20 protein-coding genes are annotated in these 14,779 nt (G+C 67.9%); 9 read left to right on the forward strand and 11 right to left on the reverse strand.

Annotated features, from left to right (window positions below):
- Positions 1 to 27: 27 nt before the first annotated feature.
- The 3 genes from ACTWQN_RS06325 to ACTWQN_RS06335 are packed head-to-tail and all read right to left on the reverse strand — an operon-like array spanning position 28 to position 2,283.
- Positions 28 to 327: a MoaD/ThiS family protein gene (locus ACTWQN_RS06325; RefSeq protein ID WP_443202362.1), complete on the reverse strand. Its 300-nt coding sequence runs from the start codon at positions 325 to 327 to the stop codon at positions 28 to 30.
- Positions 324 to 1,439 (reverse strand): WD40/YVTN/BNR-like repeat-containing protein, encoded by a 1,116-nt coding sequence (locus tag ACTWQN_RS06330; RefSeq protein WP_443202363.1) that lies wholly within the window; start codon positions 1,437 to 1,439, stop codon positions 324 to 326. The genes ACTWQN_RS06325 and ACTWQN_RS06330 overlap by 4 nt, the downstream gene beginning before the upstream one ends.
- 46 nt (positions 1,440 to 1,485) lie before the next feature.
- Positions 1,486 to 2,283, reverse strand: a complete 798-nt coding sequence (locus ACTWQN_RS06335; protein ID WP_443202364.1) for a helix-turn-helix transcriptional regulator — start codon at positions 2,281 to 2,283, stop codon at positions 1,486 to 1,488.
- 171 nt (positions 2,284 to 2,454) lie between these two features.
- Here ACTWQN_RS06335 and ACTWQN_RS06340 point away from each other — a divergent pair, with 171 nt between their 5' ends.
- Positions 2,455 to 3,162: an HAD family acid phosphatase gene (locus tag ACTWQN_RS06340; RefSeq protein WP_443202365.1), complete on the forward strand. Its 708-nt coding sequence runs from the start codon at positions 2,455 to 2,457 to the stop codon at positions 3,160 to 3,162.
- A gap of 47 nt (positions 3,163 to 3,209) precedes the next feature.
- Positions 3,210 to 3,632, forward strand: coding sequence for an SRPBCC family protein (locus ACTWQN_RS06345; protein WP_443202366.1), 423 nt, complete (start codon positions 3,210 to 3,212; stop codon positions 3,630 to 3,632).
- 323 nt (positions 3,633 to 3,955) lie between these two features.
- Here the strand turns inward: ACTWQN_RS06345 and ACTWQN_RS06350 are convergent, their stop codons facing one another.
- The 3 genes from ACTWQN_RS06350 to ACTWQN_RS06360 form a co-directional block, all read right to left on the reverse strand.
- Positions 3,956 to 4,312 carry a hypothetical protein gene (locus tag ACTWQN_RS06350; RefSeq protein ID WP_443202367.1) on the reverse strand — a complete coding sequence of 119 codons (357 nt, stop codon included), beginning with the start codon at positions 4,310 to 4,312 and terminating at the stop codon, positions 3,956 to 3,958.
- Positions 4,313 to 4,378: 66 nt separating this feature from the next.
- On the reverse strand, positions 4,379 to 4,615 hold the full coding sequence (locus tag ACTWQN_RS06355) for a DUF397 domain-containing protein (protein WP_029536187.1): 237 nt from the start codon (positions 4,613 to 4,615) through the stop codon (positions 4,379 to 4,381).
- Positions 4,616 to 4,878: 263 nt separating this feature from the next.
- Positions 4,879 to 5,745: a Sco1979 family transcriptional regulator gene (locus ACTWQN_RS06360; RefSeq protein WP_443202368.1), complete on the reverse strand. Its 867-nt coding sequence runs from the start codon at positions 5,743 to 5,745 to the stop codon at positions 4,879 to 4,881.
- A gap of 196 nt (positions 5,746 to 5,941) precedes the next feature.
- Here ACTWQN_RS06360 and ACTWQN_RS06365 point away from each other — a divergent pair, with 196 nt between their 5' ends.
- Positions 5,942 to 6,778, forward strand: coding sequence for an SAM-dependent methyltransferase (locus ACTWQN_RS06365; RefSeq protein ID WP_443202369.1), 837 nt, complete (start codon positions 5,942 to 5,944; stop codon positions 6,776 to 6,778).
- A 14-nt stretch (positions 6,779 to 6,792) separates the two neighbouring features.
- Here the strand turns inward: ACTWQN_RS06365 and ACTWQN_RS06370 are convergent, their stop codons facing one another.
- A complete protein-coding gene (locus ACTWQN_RS06370) occupies positions 6,793 to 7,311 on the reverse strand; it encodes a hypothetical protein (protein WP_443202370.1) in 519 nt (172 codons plus the stop codon).
- A gap of 135 nt (positions 7,312 to 7,446) precedes the next feature.
- Between ACTWQN_RS06370 and ACTWQN_RS06375 the strand changes: the two genes are divergently transcribed.
- The 5 genes from ACTWQN_RS06375 to ACTWQN_RS06395 all read left to right on the forward strand — a co-directional run bounded on the left by ACTWQN_RS06375 (position 7,447) and on the right by ACTWQN_RS06395 (position 11,195).
- Positions 7,447 to 8,124 carry a response regulator transcription factor gene (locus ACTWQN_RS06375; protein ID WP_443202371.1) on the forward strand — a complete coding sequence of 226 codons (678 nt, stop codon included), beginning with the start codon at positions 7,447 to 7,449 and terminating at the stop codon, positions 8,122 to 8,124.
- On the forward strand, positions 8,121 to 9,467 hold the full coding sequence (locus tag ACTWQN_RS06380; RefSeq protein WP_443202372.1) for an ATP-binding protein: 1,347 nt from the start codon (positions 8,121 to 8,123) through the stop codon (positions 9,465 to 9,467). Before ACTWQN_RS06375 ends, ACTWQN_RS06380 begins: the two co-directional genes overlap by 4 nt.
- Positions 9,468 to 9,517: 50 nt before the next feature.
- Positions 9,518 to 10,312: an exodeoxyribonuclease III gene (locus ACTWQN_RS06385; RefSeq protein WP_443202373.1), complete on the forward strand. Its 795-nt coding sequence runs from the start codon at positions 9,518 to 9,520 to the stop codon at positions 10,310 to 10,312.
- A 246-nt stretch (positions 10,313 to 10,558) separates the two neighbouring features.
- A complete protein-coding gene (locus ACTWQN_RS06390; protein WP_443202374.1) occupies positions 10,559 to 10,867 on the forward strand; it encodes a nucleotidyltransferase family protein in 309 nt (102 codons plus the stop codon).
- Complete coding sequence (locus ACTWQN_RS06395) at positions 10,857 to 11,195, forward strand: HepT-like ribonuclease domain-containing protein (RefSeq protein WP_443202375.1); 339 nt, start codon at positions 10,857 to 10,859, stop codon at positions 11,193 to 11,195. The genes ACTWQN_RS06390 and ACTWQN_RS06395 overlap by 11 nt, the downstream gene beginning before the upstream one ends.
- Positions 11,196 to 11,280: 85 nt before the next feature.
- On the opposite strand, the gene ACTWQN_RS06400 is transcribed toward ACTWQN_RS06395, so the two are convergent.
- A complete protein-coding gene (locus ACTWQN_RS06400) occupies positions 11,281 to 11,865 on the reverse strand; it encodes a dihydrofolate reductase family protein (RefSeq protein ID WP_443202376.1) in 585 nt (194 codons plus the stop codon).
- A gap of 165 nt (positions 11,866 to 12,030) precedes the next feature.
- Here ACTWQN_RS06400 and ACTWQN_RS06405 point away from each other — a divergent pair, with 165 nt between their 5' ends.
- Complete coding sequence (locus tag ACTWQN_RS06405; RefSeq protein ID WP_443202377.1) at positions 12,031 to 12,600, forward strand: TetR/AcrR family transcriptional regulator; 570 nt, start codon at positions 12,031 to 12,033, stop codon at positions 12,598 to 12,600.
- Positions 12,601 to 12,603: 3 nt separating this feature from the next.
- Here ACTWQN_RS06405 and ACTWQN_RS06410 read toward each other — a convergent pair whose 3' ends face one another.
- Genes ACTWQN_RS06410 through ACTWQN_RS06420 form a run of 3 tightly spaced genes read right to left on the reverse strand, consistent with a single transcriptional unit; the run spans position 12,604 to position 14,636 of the window.
- A complete protein-coding gene (locus ACTWQN_RS06410) occupies positions 12,604 to 13,122 on the reverse strand; it encodes a hypothetical protein (RefSeq protein ID WP_443202378.1) in 519 nt (172 codons plus the stop codon).
- On the reverse strand, positions 13,119 to 13,343 hold the full coding sequence (locus ACTWQN_RS06415) for a hypothetical protein (protein ID WP_443202379.1): 225 nt from the start codon (positions 13,341 to 13,343) through the stop codon (positions 13,119 to 13,121). The genes ACTWQN_RS06410 and ACTWQN_RS06415 overlap by 4 nt, the downstream gene beginning before the upstream one ends.
- Before the next feature lie 57 nt (positions 13,344 to 13,400).
- Entirely contained in the window at positions 13,401 to 14,636 is a 1,236-nt protein-coding gene (locus tag ACTWQN_RS06420; RefSeq protein WP_443202380.1) for an NAD(P)/FAD-dependent oxidoreductase, read from the reverse strand.
- Between the last annotated feature and the right edge of the window lie 143 nt (positions 14,637 to 14,779).

Raw genomic sequence — 14,779 nt, forward strand, 5'->3', positions numbered from 1 at the left:
TCGTTCCCCGACGCATGGTGCGGAACCTCAGCCGCCGGCCATCGCGCCGACGATCAGGTACGGCTCCTTGCCGGTGGCCACCTCATCCGGCAGCGGCGCATCCGGGGATTCGTGGGAGAGGTCCTGTTCGCAGGCGAAGAACCTGATGAACGCCCGGCGGCGTTTGGTGTCCTGGTCGCGGACCGTGCCGCGCAACATCGGGAACCGGGCTTCGAGCGCGTCGAGGACCGCGCGCTGGGTCGGCGGACCGTCGAGGTCCAGCACGACCTCGCGGTCCGCGATCTTGGCCAGCGTCCGCAGGTGGTTGGGGAGCGCGACCCGGATCATGGCAGCGTCTGCACCTCCACGGACAGCACCGCGGGCAGATCCCGGACGATCGGCCGCCAACTGTCCCCGGCATCGGGCGAGACGTACACCTGACCGCCGGTGGTGCCGAAGTAGATGCCGCAGTCCTCCAGCGAATCCACCGCCATCGCGTCCCGCAGCACGTTGACGTAGCAGTTGCTCTGCGGCAGGCCGTTGGTCAGCGGCTCCCACTCGTTGCCGCCGGTCCGACTGCGGTACACGCGCAGCTTGCCGTCCAGCGGGAAGTGCTGCTCGTCGCTTTTGATCGGCACGACGTAGACCGTGTCCGGCTCGTGGGCGTGCACGTCGATCGGGAAGCCGAAGTCGGTCGGTAGGTTGCCGCTGATCTCATACCAGGAATCGCCCGCGTCGTCGCTGCGCATCACGTCCCAGTGCTTCTGCATGAACAGCACGTCCGGGCGTTCGCGGTGCAGGGCGATGCGGTGCACGCAGTGGCCGACCTCGGCGTCCTCGTCGGGCAGGCCTTGGGAGCGCAGGCCGCGGTTGATCGGCTGCCAGCTCTTGCCACCGTCGTCGGTGCGGAAGGCGCCCGCTGCCGAGATCGCGATGTAGATCCGGTTCGGGTCGTTCGGCGCCTGGATGATCGTGTGCAGGCACAATCCGCCAGCGCCCGGCTGCCAACCGGCTGCGGAGCCGTGTTCGCGCAGCGCGGGCAGTTCGTGCCAGGTCTGGCCGCCGTCGGTGGTGTGGAACAGCGCGGCGTCCTCGACCCCGGCGTACACCGCGTCCGGATCGGTCAGGGACGGTTCGAGGTGCCAGACCCGCTCGAATTCCCAGGGGTGCGGAGTGCCGTCGTACCACTGGTGCGTGCCGGGCGTGCCGTCGTAGGAGAACTTGTTGCCCACCGGCTCCCAGGTCTGGCCGCCGTCATCGGAACGTTGGATCAGCTGCCCGAACCAGCCGAGCGACTGCGAGGCGTACAGCCGGTTCGGGTCGGCGGGTGAGGCCTTGAGGTGGTAGAGCTGCCAGCCGGGGAAGTGCGGACCGCTGACGTCCCACTTCTCGCGTTTGCCGTCGGCGGTCAGGATGAACGCGCCCTTGCGGGTGCCGACGAGGACTCGGACACGGCTCATGACTGCTCCCTGGGGGTCCGCCGCGGAAATTACTGCCCGTTACCGGTCAATGTAGGGCTGGTTGTCTGGACTGTCTTCTCCGATCTTGCGCAATCGGGGACGCCAGCGGCGGCAGCGCGACCAGCACCGGTGCGGTCCACTCGGCGGCCACGTCGAGGTGCACGTCGCGGTGGTGCCAGGGCGCTCGCGCGGACACCCGCACCGGCCGCGGCGACCCGCCGACCACGTTCCAGGCGGGCACCAGCTGCGCCGGTGCTTCCGCCCGCGCGGCGAATGCCGTGGACAGCAGCCAGTAGTTGCCCGGCGGGATGCCGGTCAACGCGAAGTCGCCGGTTTCGTCCAGCAGCGATCCGCTGATCGGGATCCCGCGCGGGGCGCGGCGCGGGAACAGTCCGACGTAGACCGCCGCGGTGTCGCGCAGCGCGGCCAGCGCCGCCGCACTCAGGTGGACCGTTCCGGTGACGATGCCGCCTCGTGCGACCGAGCCCGGGATGTGCACGGGTTTCGGCGGCGCGTCCGCGAGCGAGTCGGGGAGTCGGCGGAACGCGGTCGGGCACACCCCGACGTCGGCGGTGAACCGCCTGGTGAACGTGCCGACCGAGGTGAAGCCGACCGCGAAGCAGATGTCGATGATCCGGTCGTCGTCGGCGAGCAGCAGCTGCTTGGCGCGTTGGAAGCGGTGCGCGGCGAGGAACTGCCCCGGTGGCATGCCGAGCTGCCGTTCGAACGATCGGGCCAAGTGGAAGGGGCTGTAACCGACGTGGTCGGCGACATCGGTCAGTTTGATCCGCTCCGCGGAGTGGGCCGTGATGAACCGGGCGGCCTCGGTTGCGACATCTGGCATAGCCGCAGCCCCCAATCGGATTCAGTCCACCACTCCACTCGGCCGTTGGGCAACGACGGTAGCGCCGGTAACCGACAATCCCGGTCGTGAGTGCGAAAGCGTGCCCCAGCCCGCTTTCGCACTCACTCCCCAAGCTGCCGACGTCGTCGGCGTACCAGGAGGTTTCACATCGTGACCGGTCGAAAGTCCGTCGCCGCACCCCGAATCACCTCGTCGTTCGTCCTGCTCGCGTTGCTCGCGACAGGCTGCGCAACCGCGCAGGGCGTCGAAGGGGCGAAACCTGCTGAGCCAGCCCCGAACCTGTCCGATCTGAAGCGGTCGATCGTCGCGTACCACGACTCGGGCCGGTGGGACGCCGACATCACCCGCGCCAACCAGCAGGGCCAGGACTACCTGGCCCGACGCCTCCACCAGGGGGTATCGAAACCGGCCATCGTGCTCGACATCGACGAGACCAGCCTGTCCACCTACGGCTACGAGGTCGCGCACGACTTCGGCTACGACGCGACGGCTTTCGACGACTACGTGCTGGCGCGGGAGGCCACCGGGATCGCCTCGACGGTCGATCTGGTGCGCTTCGCCGATGCGCACGGCGTCGCGGTCTTCTTCGTCACCGGCCGCCGGGAAAGCCAGCAGATGCGCGACGCCAGCGCGCAGGACCTCCGCGAAGAGGGCTACCCCGAACCCGACGGGCTGTACCTGCGACCGGCCGACGACCACGACCCGTCGGTGGTGCCGTACAAGAGCGGTGCCCGCGCGAGCATCGAGCAGCAGGGCTACCAGATCGTCCTGAACATCGGCGACCAGGACTCCGACCTGGACGGCGGGCACGCTGAGCGTGCCGTGCGGCTCCCCAACCCGATGTACGAGGTCGGCTGACCGCGCATCCGCCCGGCAAGGGACTCGCCGGGCGGTAAGGTCCTCGCGTGCGACACGAGACCGCGGTGGTGATCGCGGCGGCACCGGCCGAGGTGTGGGCGGTGCTCGCCGACGTCCCGAACTGGCCTGAGTGGACACCCACCGTGCGGTCGGTCGCCGCGCTGGACGGCGACCTGCGGACCGGCCACCGGTACCGGGTCGAGCAGCCCGGCATGGCGGCCGCGGTCTGGGAGGTGGTCGAGCTGGAGCCGGGCACGTCGTTCGGCTGGGCCACCCGATTCGCTGGCGCGCGCATGGTCGCCGGGCACTGGATCAGGGCCGTCGACGCAGGCGCCGAGGTGACGTTGCGGATCGACTTCACCGGTGGGTTCGCCGGACTGCTGGCGCCGCTGGTCGGAGGCCGCATCCGCCGCTTCGTCGACACCGAAGCCGCGGCCCTGAAGCAGACCTGCGAGGCGCCGCGGCAGTGACCCGCGCGTGGTCACCGCGGCCGTTCACCGGCGGTCCCGCAGGTAGGTCCGCGAGAGATCGCGGTGGGGCATCCGGTCCGGGATGTTCGGCGAGGCCGGGATTTCCGCGCATGAGGACGTGCTACCCGACCGCGCTGGGGGCGTGTGGCGGCTGGGTCTCGCGAAGACGCGGGGAGGCAGCCCCGATCGAGTTCCCGCGCTGGGGCGCCGTGCGCGCGGGAACTCGATCTCTTCGGGGGTACCCGGTGCCGGGGCGCGGTCCGGCGCCGGGGTCGGGGCGGGGCCTCGGGCAGCGGATCGCGATGGTCCGCTGTGCGTGGGGGTCAGGCGGAGGCGGCCAGCCAGGCCGAGCGGCCCGCGTGGGTCGGCAGCCAGCAGCCCTTGGTCTGGGCGCCGACCTCCGGAGCCGGATCGGCGAGCGAGAGCAGATCCTTGATCACTTCGCATGCCGGGCCGGTTGTCCGCCACAACACCTTGCTCGGGAACAGGACATCCGGTTCGTCGCCGGGAATCCGCGCCGCATCGGCATCGTGCTCGCCGAAGAGCTGCAGGATGTCGAAAACCCCGCGATGCACCCGGATCCCGACCACGGCGACCAGGCCACCGTTGGCGTCGCGCGGATGCGCGAACTGGAAGTCGCGGGCCACCAGAGCTTGCAGGCCGTTGGTTATCTCGTTCATGGCGCCACCGATATTCCTCGTAAGGGCTTCAACCATGGCTCCGCGCGGGGCCGTCGGCCCGGCTCGTCAGACGATCAGGTCGTCGAACTCGCCGTCCTTGGCTCCATGCAGAAAAGCGGCTATTTCGTCCCTGCTGTAGACCAGTGCTGGACCCTCGGGGTAGCGCGAGTTTCTGACGGCGATCCCGCCGTCGACCAATGGTGCCAATTCAACGCAGTTGCCAACCGCTCCGCTGTGGCGGCTCTTGCGCCACACCACGTTGGGAAGCTGCTGCGCGGGCATACCGTTCTGGATGTTCGTCATCCGAACCCCACCCTTCCCCGACTAACGCTGCACGATCACTTGCACGTGCAGTTGATCGTGCATAAAGCTATCAGGTGCAGATGCACGATTGAATGCACGTGCATCTCATTGAGATCTTGATCACACGATTGGGGGAACGCTGTTAACTGGGAACGGCGTGGCGGCACCGCGTGGCGGCACCGCCGTCAGGCGCGCAGACACGCCAGCACCTGCGGTTTTTCCAGGTGTTGGAGGGGTTTTCGCCAATCCGGGCGGGATGGCGCTCAGCTGTCGCGGAGCGCGGCCTTCAGCGTCTTGCGGGTCTGCTCCGGCGTCTGCGCGTCGACCGCGAGCCGGTGGCTGACCTTGCTGTAAACCTCGACCTCATCAGGCTTGTCCAGGTACAGCGCACCGCAGAGGTGCTCCAGGTAGACGATGTCCGGCAACTCCGGCTCGGCGAAGCGCAGGATCGTGAACGCGCCCTCCGCGCCCGACCGGCCGAGCTCGAACGGCAGGATCTGCAGCGAAACCGTGGACATGGTGGTCGCTTCGATCAGGAACTCGATCTGCTCGCGGATCACCGCCCTGCCACCGATCGGCCGGTGCAGCACCGACTCGTCGATCACCGCCCACAACCGCGGCGCTTTCGCCTGGCTGAACAGCTTCTGGCGCTGCATGCGCAGCCGGACCCGCCGGTCCAGTTCGTCGTCCGGGAACTCCGGGCGCCCCTGCGTGGCGACCGCGCGGGCGTACTTCTCGGTCTGCAGCAGGCCGGGCACGAACTGGATCTCGTAGGTCTGGATGCGGGAAGCGGATTCCTCCAGCCCGACGTAGTCCTGGAACCACGAGGGCATCAGGTCGTTGAAGCGGTGCCACCAACCCGGCTCGTTGGACCGGCGCACCAGGTCCAAGAAGGCCTCGCGCTCGGTCTCGTCGGCCACGCTGTAGAGCGTCAGCAGGTCCTCGACATCGCGTTCCTTGAAGCCGACCCGGCCGAGTTCCAGTCTGCTGATCTTCGACCCGGATCCGCGGATGGCGTATCCGGCGTCCTCACGAGAGATCCCACTGGCCTCGCGCAATCTGCGCAGTTGGCTGCCCAGCACGAGACGGCGGGCGGTGGGGCCGCTTCCCGTGGCACTGTCCGGAGCCACGCGGGACCTCCTGTGGATGGACGCTACGACCCACTGTCGCGATCCAGTGGTTGAACGTTACGGGAGGGCATCCTAGTGGAATCCGGCCACAGGTCGAGTGCCTTACCCGGATTGGCGGTACCTGCCCGCCCGTACACTCCTAGCACGTGATCACCTACCCTGGGTGTGTCGGGGGCGACAAGGGTTGGGGAGTGGCATGACACGAACCGGCGAAGGACGCGCGGGCGTGCCGGGAGGCATCGACTCCACGCGCCCGAGCAGTGCTCGGGTCTACGACGCGATCCTTGGTGGCAAGGACAACTACGCGGCAGACCGCGTCCTGCGCGACGATCTCGCCGCGGTCACGCCGAAACCTGGCGCGTTGGCTGCCGAGAGCCGGACCTTCCTGCTGCGGGTCACCAGATACCTGGCCAGTACGGCGGAGATCGACCAGTTCCTGGACTGCGGATCAGGCTTGCCCACGCTGGAGAACACCCACGAGGTGGCGCAGCGGGTCAACCCGGATGCCACCGTCGTCTACGTCGACAACGATCCGACGGCCATCGTGCACGGACGCGCCCTGCTCGCGGAGAACGACAGCACGCACTTCGTCGCCGCGGACATCACCGAGCCGGAGAAGCTGCTCGCCGACCCGAGCGTCGCCAGAGGACTGGAGTGGTCCCGGCCGATCGCGCTGTACGTGCTCAACACCTTGCACCACATCGCCGGTGAGCACCGCATCGCGGACCTGATGGCCCGCTACGTCAACACCTTGCCGTCCGGTTCGTACCTGGCGCTGAGCCACTTCTGCCGCCCCGGTGCCGAGGATCCCGAAGCCGCTGAACTGGCCGACAAGATGGAAGCGGCGTACCTCGGTTCGATGGGCACCGGCTGGTTCCGGTCCCGCGACGAGATCGCCAGCTACTTCGGCGGGCTCGACCTGCTCGAACCGGGCCTGGTGCCGGTCGCGGACTGGTGGCCCGACGGGCCGCGCAGTGCACCGCTGGAACCGTTCTACCGCGTGCTGGTCGGTGGTGTCGCCCGCAAGCCCTAGCGGCCGGAAACCCTTCAGTATTCCTGGGTTTCGACCTTGATGGGATGGTCGTGCCAGGTCGCGATGACCGTCGAACCGTGTTGGTCAGCGGTGAATTCCACCCGCAGCCAGCCTTCCTGGCGATCCCAGGTCTGCACCGTGTAGCCGGAGCGCGGGGTGGCCGAGATCAGCGCCGCGCCGTCGGTCCGCACTGAGAGCACGACCTTGCCGCCCTTCAGTTCGTAGGTGCGCACGTCTCCTGCGTCGTCTGCCGACGGAGGTGGCTTCGGGGTGGACTGGGGCTGTTCGGGAGTCGCCGGGTCCACTGTGGTCGGTCGCGGCGGGACCACCGGCGGTGGCGGTGCCGCATCGGTGGTCGCCGGTGCCGACTCCGCCGGTGCGGTGGCGACCGGGCGGACCACCGGAACCGCATCGGACTCGTCGAACATCGCGCCGCGGATCACATCGCGCACGCCGAGCCAGGAAAGCGTGATACCGGCGGTGGTCGCGGCCAACCACACGCCGACGTAGGTGACAGCTCGTTTGATGCGCACGGGAGCGTCATCCTTCACCGCCGCGCCGCCGCCGCGCAACCGGCCCCCGGGGATCAGCCGCGCCGCACACCTGGCGGCGGTTCACCCACCGACCGGAAGGCGAAGAACTCTCACGCTGCCCGTATCGTCCCCGCCATGGCTGTGGTTCTGGTTGTCGAGGACGATCCGGTTGTGCGGGCGGCGATGATCCGCGACCTGACCGCACGCGATTGGGTGGTGCGCAGCGTCGGGACCGCGCTGGCGTCGCTGCGGGAAGTAGCCGAGCACCCACCGGATGTCATCATCCTCGATCTCGGGTTGCCCGACCTCGACGGCGGCGAGACGTTGAAGATGATCCGCGGCGTCTCCAACGTGCCGACCATCGTGGCCACCGCTCGCGACGACGAGAGCGAGATCGTTCGCCTGCTGCGCGCGGGCGCGGACGACTACGTCGTCAAGCCGTTCTCCAGCGAACACCTCAACGCCCGCATCGAAGCGGTGCTGCGGCGGGCCCGCGGCGCGCAGCCCGCCCAACTGGTCGAGGTCGGCGGACTGCGCATCGACACCGACAGCAGGGTGGCGGTGCTGGACGGTGCCGAGCTGGAGCTGACCCGGCGCGAGTTCGACCTGCTCGCCTACCTCGCCGCCCGACCGGGCCGGGTGGTGCCGCGCCGCGAGCTGCTCGCCCAGGTCTGGCGGCAGTCCTACGGCGACGACCAGACCATCGACGTCCACCTGTCCTGGCTGCGGCGCAAACTCGGTGAAAGCGCCGCCGATCCCCGCTACCTGCACACCGTGCGCGGTGTCGGCGTCAAGCTCGTGGAACCGGAATGAGACGCACGATCGTCCTGGTGGCGCTGGCGGTGACCTCGATGGTCGCGCTGGCCTTCCTGATCCCGCTCGGGCTGATGATCAAGGAGATGGCCCGCGACCAGGCGATGTCCGATGCCGAGCGGCAGGCCGTGGCGCTGGCGCCGGTGCTCGCCACCACGACCGATCACGCGCTGGTCGGGAAAGCGATCGCCAGCACCCACGCGGGGCAGGCCGGATGGCTCGCGGTGTACCTGCCCGACGGCGGGGTGGTCGGCGAAACCCGGGTCGGGGCCGGTGAGGTGCACCTGGCGATGGCCGAGGTGCGCACCTCCACCGTCGAAGTACCAGGCGGTTCGGCGTTCGTGCAGCCGATCGCGCTGGACGGCGGTCGCACTGCGCTCGCGGAGGTGTTCGTGCCCGCCGCGGAACAGACCCGCGGTGTGCTGCGGTCCTGGCTGGTGCTCGGTGCCGTCGGACTGATCCTGGTCATCGGATCGCTGCTGGTAGCCGATCGGCTCGCCGCCCGCGTGGTGCGCGCGACGATCCGGCTCGCGGACGCCTCCTCGGCACTCGGCGCGGGCGACCTCAGCGTCCGCGTGCACCCCAGCGGGCCGCCCGAGCTGGTGGAAGCCGGTCAGGCGTTCAACACCATGGCCGACCGGGTCCGCCAACTGCTGGCCGCCGAACGGGAGATGGCGGCGGATCTCTCGCATCGGCTGCGCACCCCGCTCACCGCGTTGCGGCTCAACGCCGAAGCGCTGGGCTACGACCAGGCCGCCGAGCAGACCAGGTTGGCCATCGACCGGCTGGAGCGGGAGGTGGACCTGGTGATCACCAGCGCCCGGCGGTCCGGCCCAGGCGAGGAGGCTGAGTGCGACGCCGCGGCGCTGCTGCGGCAGCGGCTGGAGTTCTGGTCGGCGCTGGCCGAGGACCAGCAGCGGGCGTGGTCCCTGCGCGGAGCGGAAGGCGAGGTCTATGTCCCGGTGCCGAGCGCGGAACTCGCCGCCTCGGTGGATGCCGTGGTGGGCAACGTCTTCCGGCACACCCCGGAGCAGACCGAGTTCGTGGTGTCGTTGCAGCGCAACGACGGTGTGGTGGGTGTGATCGTGGAGGACGCCGGGCCAGGTGTGGCGGAGCGCTCCGGTGCGGTGCAGCGCGGGCGCAGCAGCGCCGGATCGACCGGTCTGGGCCTGGACATCGCCCGCCGGGTCGCCGAATCCACCGGCGGTCGGCTCGCGGTGGACCGCTCCAGCCTCGGCGGCGCACGGGTGTGCATGTGGCTGTGGCAACGCCCGGCGGGGCCGAGGTCCATCCGCCGCCGCGACCGTCGGCGCCGGACCCGCGAGGCCTTCTGGCTGGCCTGACCGCCACGCGGGGGCTCCGGCCGTCGGGTTGGGTGGTTACCCTTTCTGGCGTGCTGACTGTGTCGACCGTGAACGTCAACGGCCTGCGCGCCGCCGCCAAGAAGGGCTTCGTGGAGTGGCTCGCCGCCACCGAAGCCGACGTGATCTGCCTGCAGGAGACCCGCGCGGAACCCGACCAACTCGCACCCGAGGTCCGTGAGCCCGCAGGCTGGCACGCAGTGCTCGCCCCGAGCGCGGCGAAGGGGCGCGCCGGGGTGGCGATCTACAGCCGCGTCGAACCGTCGGCGGTGCGCACCGGCTTCGGCTCCGCGGAGTTCGACGAGAGCGGCCGGTACGCGGAGATCGACCTGCCCGGAGTCGTGATCGCGAGCCTGTACCTGCCCAGCGGCGATGTCGGCACTTCGCGCCAGGACGAGAAGGAACGCTTCATGAAGGAGTTCCTGACATATCTCGGTGAACTCCGCGAGCGCGCCGCGGCGGAGGGCCGGGAGGTGCTGGTGTGCGGCGACTGGAACATCGCGCACCAGGAGATCGACCTGAAGAACTGGAAGGCGAACCGGAAGGAAGCGGGCTTCCTGCCAGAAGAGCGGGCCTGGCTCAGCGAGGTCTTCGCAAGCGGCTACGCGGACGTGGTCCGCCGCCTGCACCCGGAAGGCCCCGGCCCGTACTCCTGGTGGTCCTACCGAGGCAAAGCCTTCGACAACGACTCGGGCTGGCGCATCGACCTAATTGTCAGTTCGCCCGGCCTGGCGGAGCTTTGCGCGGAAGCCTTCGTGGAGAAGGCCCCGAGCTACGACCAGCGCTGGTCGGATCACGCACCGGTGACGGCTGTGTTCGACTACTGACCCCATCCGGTCAGCGCCCGCTGGCACTGCTCGGCGTCGGCCATCCAGCCGATCGACAGAGCTGATGGGCTGGGCTGATGGGCTGGCGAATCGACCTTGTTGTCAGTTCGCTCGGCCTGCCGGAGCGAGCCACCGACGCATGGGCGGAGAAGGCGCCGACTTACGACCTCCGCTGGTCCGGTCGTCGCCAAGTCACTGTGACGTACCGACTCCGATCAGGCAGAATCCAGATAGGAGGTGGCGACCATGCACGCGATCGTCGCGGAGAAGCGGCATGAGATCGAGGAGCTGTGCCGATCGCTGTCGGTGCGCCGTCTTGATCTTTTCGGCTCCGCTGTGGGGGACACGTTCGACGTCGAGACCAGCGATGTTGATGTGCTCGTCGAGTTCGACACGGGTCCGGGCTTCGACTACTTCGGCAGCTACTTCGGTCTGAAGGAAGGGCTTGAACGAATCCTGGATCGTCCAGTCGACATCGTGAGTGTGTCCAGCATCCGCAATCCGTATTTCAAGCGACAGGTCCTGGACACCAGGGAACTCCTCTATGCCGCCTGACCCCCGGACGTACCTTTGGGATGCCGTCGCCGCTGCTGATCTGCTTCGCGGGTTCCACAGCGGAAAGACTTTTGCTGATTACCAGGCTGACGCGATGCTGAGGTCTGCTGTTGAACGCCAGTTCGAGATCATCGGTGAGGCGTTGAACCAACTTTCCAAGGCTGACGCGAAACTCGCCGCGCAAATCCCGGAGCTCGGGAGAATCGTCGCTTTCCGTAACATTCTGATTCACGGATACGCGACGGTTGACGACGCTCTGGTCTGGCAAGTTCTCACTGAGAAACTCCCTGAACTGGATCGAGTTCTTCGATTTCTGCTTGACGAGTAGTTGTGGGCAGCCCTTGGGGGTTTGGCGAGATGGATCAGTGGCACCGTGATCGGTGCGCTCTGCGCTGACGTTGGCCTCGGTCGGGTCAGCGCTTGGTGTAGGTCAGATGCATGATGCCGCTGGTGAAGACCTGGGTGTTGGTGAGGTCGTACTGCTGGGGTGCGAATTCGCCGTCGAAGAGCGGGATTCCCGCCCCGGCGACCACCGGGTAGCTCTTGATGATCAGTTCGTCGATCTCGGGGCGAAGCGCTGCCGCCAGTTTGGCGCCACCGACCAGCCAGATCTTCTTGCCCGCTTCGGCTTTGAGTTCGCGGATCTTCTCGATCGGATCGGTCGCGACGAGTTGCACGCCGGGGTCCGGGCTTTCGGTCATAGTTCCGGAGAAGACGTAGTGCCGCAGATGGGAGTACGCGTTGGAAATACCTGCCCGCAGCCCGAGTTCGTAGGAATTGCGCCCTTCGACGACGGTGTCGAAGTGTTTGTGCTCGGCATCAGTGATCCCGAGCGCTTCGTGGACGTGCGTCGGGATGATCTCCGGGAACTCGGCCAACAGCGACGGCAGGTAGTCTGCGTCGGGCACCATGAGTCCGCTGGTGCTCGGGTCTGATCCGTCGGGCGCGGCGATGTAGCCGTCGATCGTCGCGGCAACGCAGTAGGTGAGCTTGCGCAAGAAATCTCCTCGTAGCCGTGTTGGTCTACCGCTTGGTGTAGGTCAGATGCATTACGCCGCTGGTGAAGACCTGCATGCGCGCCTCCCGATGACCACTCTGCCTGTAGTGCTTCAAATGTAGTACTATGTCCGTAGTGGTTGCAAGCTCCTTTTTGAGGAGGGCTGATGGTGCAGAACCCCGCCAGGCGAACGGCACTGGTCGACGCGGCCATCGAAGTGCTGGCGCGCGACGGCGCGCGCGGCCTGACCTTCCGCGCCGTCGACGCCGAGGCCGGAGTGCCGAAGGGGACCGCGTCGAACTACTTCGCCAACCGGGACGAACTGCTCAACCAGGTCGGTGCGCACATCCACCAGCGGTTGACCCTCGACCCCGCCCGGCTGGAATCGGCCCAGCTGCCACCGTCACCAGAACTGCTCACCGAACTGATGCGGGCGCTGTTCCAGCACATCTCGGACGACCGGACCGGCTGGCTGGCGCTGCTGGAACTCCGCCTGGAGGCGACCCGGCGCCCGGAACTCCAAGCGGCACTCACCGAAACCCTGCGCGCGAACCTGAACATGAACATCGAAGGCCGCCGCGAGTCGGGAATCCCCGGCGACGACATGACGACCGTGCTGCTCTACTACGCGATGACCGGCCTCATCGTGGAACACCTGACGGTGCCCGAAGTCCTGGCCCCCTTCGACATCGACGACCTGATCGCCAACTTCGTGAACCGCTCCCTGGCCACCTGACGATCAAGCGGTCAGCAGCCGCGACAGTTCGGCGCGCTCGGCGTTGTCCCGCAACATGTTCCGCGCCCGGACGATGTGATCGGTCGCGGCGATCTCGATCTCGAAGGCGTCCACCGACTGGCGCGCGTCGAGGTGCCGGGTCGACCAGTCGGCCACCTGCGACCAGGAATACAGGGCCCACCCCTCGTTGGACAGCGGGGCCGGGAATCCGCCCGGACCTCGACGGGCGGTCGCCAGCAACCGGACGCTCTCGTAGCTTCGCCCCAGCCGGTCCGCGATGGTGCGCAGCGGCACCAGGTCGTCGGTCTGCACCCCTTCGACGCGGAATCCTGCTCGTTCGCAGTCCTGGATCGCGGTGACGAGCGCATGCGCAAGAGTCGAGGACTCCCGGGTGAAGTCGAGCAATGCGATGCCGTTGCGAATTTCTACGACGGCGTCGTCGCAACCGGCTTCGAACAGCGCATCGTGTCCCTCTTCGTCCGGGGTCTGATCAAGGATCAGTGTGAACTCGTGGCTGCTCATGAGCACTCCTGGTGTCGGTCACGGAACTTGTTGATCTTCGCGGCGTCGTTTTCCGGCACTCTTGGTGCGCACCAGACGGATATCCGTCCTTTGCACTGCACGCAGATGATGACGCCCCAGCGATGCCCCTTGTGTCGTTCCCGGACTATGAAGCCGTCCGCCTCGGCGCGTTTGATCGCGTCGGCGATCGGTTTCTTGGGGTGTCGTCCACTGCTGATCATGTAACCAGTGTGCCGAGCCCCGTTGTGAGTATACAACACACGATCGTGGAACAAAGGTCAGCGGGCGATCAGTTCGTTCAGCGGCGTGTCGGGGTCGGCGAGGATCGTCGGGTCGACCGTGGTTCCCGAGGTGATCAGGGTTTTGATCTGGTCGGTCACGTCCCAGATGTTGACGTTCATGCCCGCCAGCACTCGACCTTCGGCCAGCCAGAACGCGATGAACTCGCGGGCCGCCACATCGCCGCGGAACACCACCTGGTCGTAGCCGCCCGGCTCGACGTGGCCGAGGTATTCCATGCCCAGGTCGTACTGGTCGGTGAAGAAGTACGGCAGTTCCGCGTACTTGCTGTCGCGCCCCAGCATCGCCGCCGCCGCGGTGTTCGGCTGGTTGAGCGCGTTCGCCCAGTGCTCCACCCGGATCTGCTTGCCCAGCAACGGGTGGAACGCGTTGGCGACATCACCGGCTGCGACGATGTTGGGGTCGCAGGTGCGCAGCGACGCGTCGACGAGGATGCCGTTTTCCACCCGCAGCCCGGCCTGTTGGGCGAGTGCGACCTCCGGGTCCACACCGACCGCGATCAGCACCGCATCGGCCGGGATCTCGGTACCGTCGCGCAACCGGACCCCGGTCGCCCTGCCGTCGGCGGTGACGATCTCGCTGACCAGGGCGCCGAAGCGGAAGTCGACGCCGTGCTCCCGGTGCAGCGCGGCGAAAACCTCGGCCACCTCCGGACCCAGCACCCGCAGCAGCGGCAGTTCGGTGGTCTCGACGACGGTCACCGCCACGCCCGCCTCGCGCGCCGCCGCGGTGACCTCCAGACCGATCCAGCCCGCGCCGACCACCACGAGCCGCTCGATGTCGGTCAAGGTCTGCTTGATCCGGTCGCAGTCCTCGACCCGGCGCAGGTACAGAACGCCGTCCGCGTTGATGCCCGGGACCGGCAGCGAACGGGGGTTGGCACCGGTGGTGAGCATCAGCTTGTCGAAGTCGAGTCGGCTGTTGTCGGAGAGCTCGACCTGCCGCAAAGCCCGGTCGATCCGCCGCACCGACACCCCCAGTTGCAGATCGACCCGGTTTTCCACGTACCAGGCCTCGTCGTGCACGTACGCGCTGTCGAATCCGGCGTTGCCCATGAGATAGCCCTTGGACAGCGGTGGTCGCTCGTACGGGCGATGCGGCTCGTCCCCGAGGAGCGCGATGCGCCCGTCGAACCCCAGATCGCGCAGCGCCTGCGCGCCCTTGGCGCCGGCCATCCCGGCGCCGACGATCAGGAAGGTCTCCGAATCACCCACGACCCCGCCTCACTCCCGGCGACAACCCCATCGCCCAGAGCGTCCTGCGGCCTCCCGGCCCAGGCAAATCGGACGAGGTGAAGGGCACCTTTCGCCAAGTAACTTGGTGAAAGGTGCCCTTCACCTACCACTCGTACGGGTGG

It is taken from the genome of Saccharopolyspora antiqui (assembly GCF_052246905.1).
GTDB lineage: Bacteria > Actinomycetota > Actinomycetes > Mycobacteriales > Pseudonocardiaceae > Saccharopolyspora.

Coding starts and splice junctions, on each gene's coding strand:
- ACTWQN_RS06325 (WP_443202362.1), bottom strand. CDS start 327: ATGATCCGGGTCGCGCTCCCCAACCACCTGCGGACGCTGGCCAAGATC.
- ACTWQN_RS06330 (WP_443202363.1), bottom strand. CDS start 1,439: ATGAGCCGTGTCCGAGTCCTCGTCGGCACCCGCAAGGGCGCGTTCATC.
- ACTWQN_RS06335 (WP_443202364.1), bottom strand. CDS start 2,283: ATGCCAGATGTCGCAACCGAGGCCGCCCGGTTCATCACGGCCCACTCC.
- ACTWQN_RS06350 (WP_443202367.1), bottom strand. CDS start 4,312: ATGAACGAGATAACCAACGGCCTGCAAGCTCTGGTGGCCCGCGACTTC.
- ACTWQN_RS06355 (WP_029536187.1), bottom strand. CDS start 4,615: ATGACGAACATCCAGAACGGTATGCCCGCGCAGCAGCTTCCCAACGTG.
- ACTWQN_RS06365 (WP_443202369.1), top strand. CDS start 5,942: ATGACACGAACCGGCGAAGGACGCGCGGGCGTGCCGGGAGGCATCGAC.
- ACTWQN_RS06375 (WP_443202371.1), top strand. CDS start 7,447: ATGGCTGTGGTTCTGGTTGTCGAGGACGATCCGGTTGTGCGGGCGGCG.
- ACTWQN_RS06380 (WP_443202372.1), top strand. CDS start 8,121: ATGAGACGCACGATCGTCCTGGTGGCGCTGGCGGTGACCTCGATGGTC.
- ACTWQN_RS06390 (WP_443202374.1), top strand. CDS start 10,559: ATGCACGCGATCGTCGCGGAGAAGCGGCATGAGATCGAGGAGCTGTGC.
- ACTWQN_RS06395 (WP_443202375.1), top strand. CDS start 10,857: ATGCCGCCTGACCCCCGGACGTACCTTTGGGATGCCGTCGCCGCTGCT.
- ACTWQN_RS06405 (WP_443202377.1), top strand. CDS start 12,031: ATGGTGCAGAACCCCGCCAGGCGAACGGCACTGGTCGACGCGGCCATC.
- ACTWQN_RS06410 (WP_443202378.1), bottom strand. CDS start 13,122: ATGAGCAGCCACGAGTTCACACTGATCCTTGATCAGACCCCGGACGAA.
- ACTWQN_RS06415 (WP_443202379.1), bottom strand. CDS start 13,343: ATGATCAGCAGTGGACGACACCCCAAGAAACCGATCGCCGACGCGATC.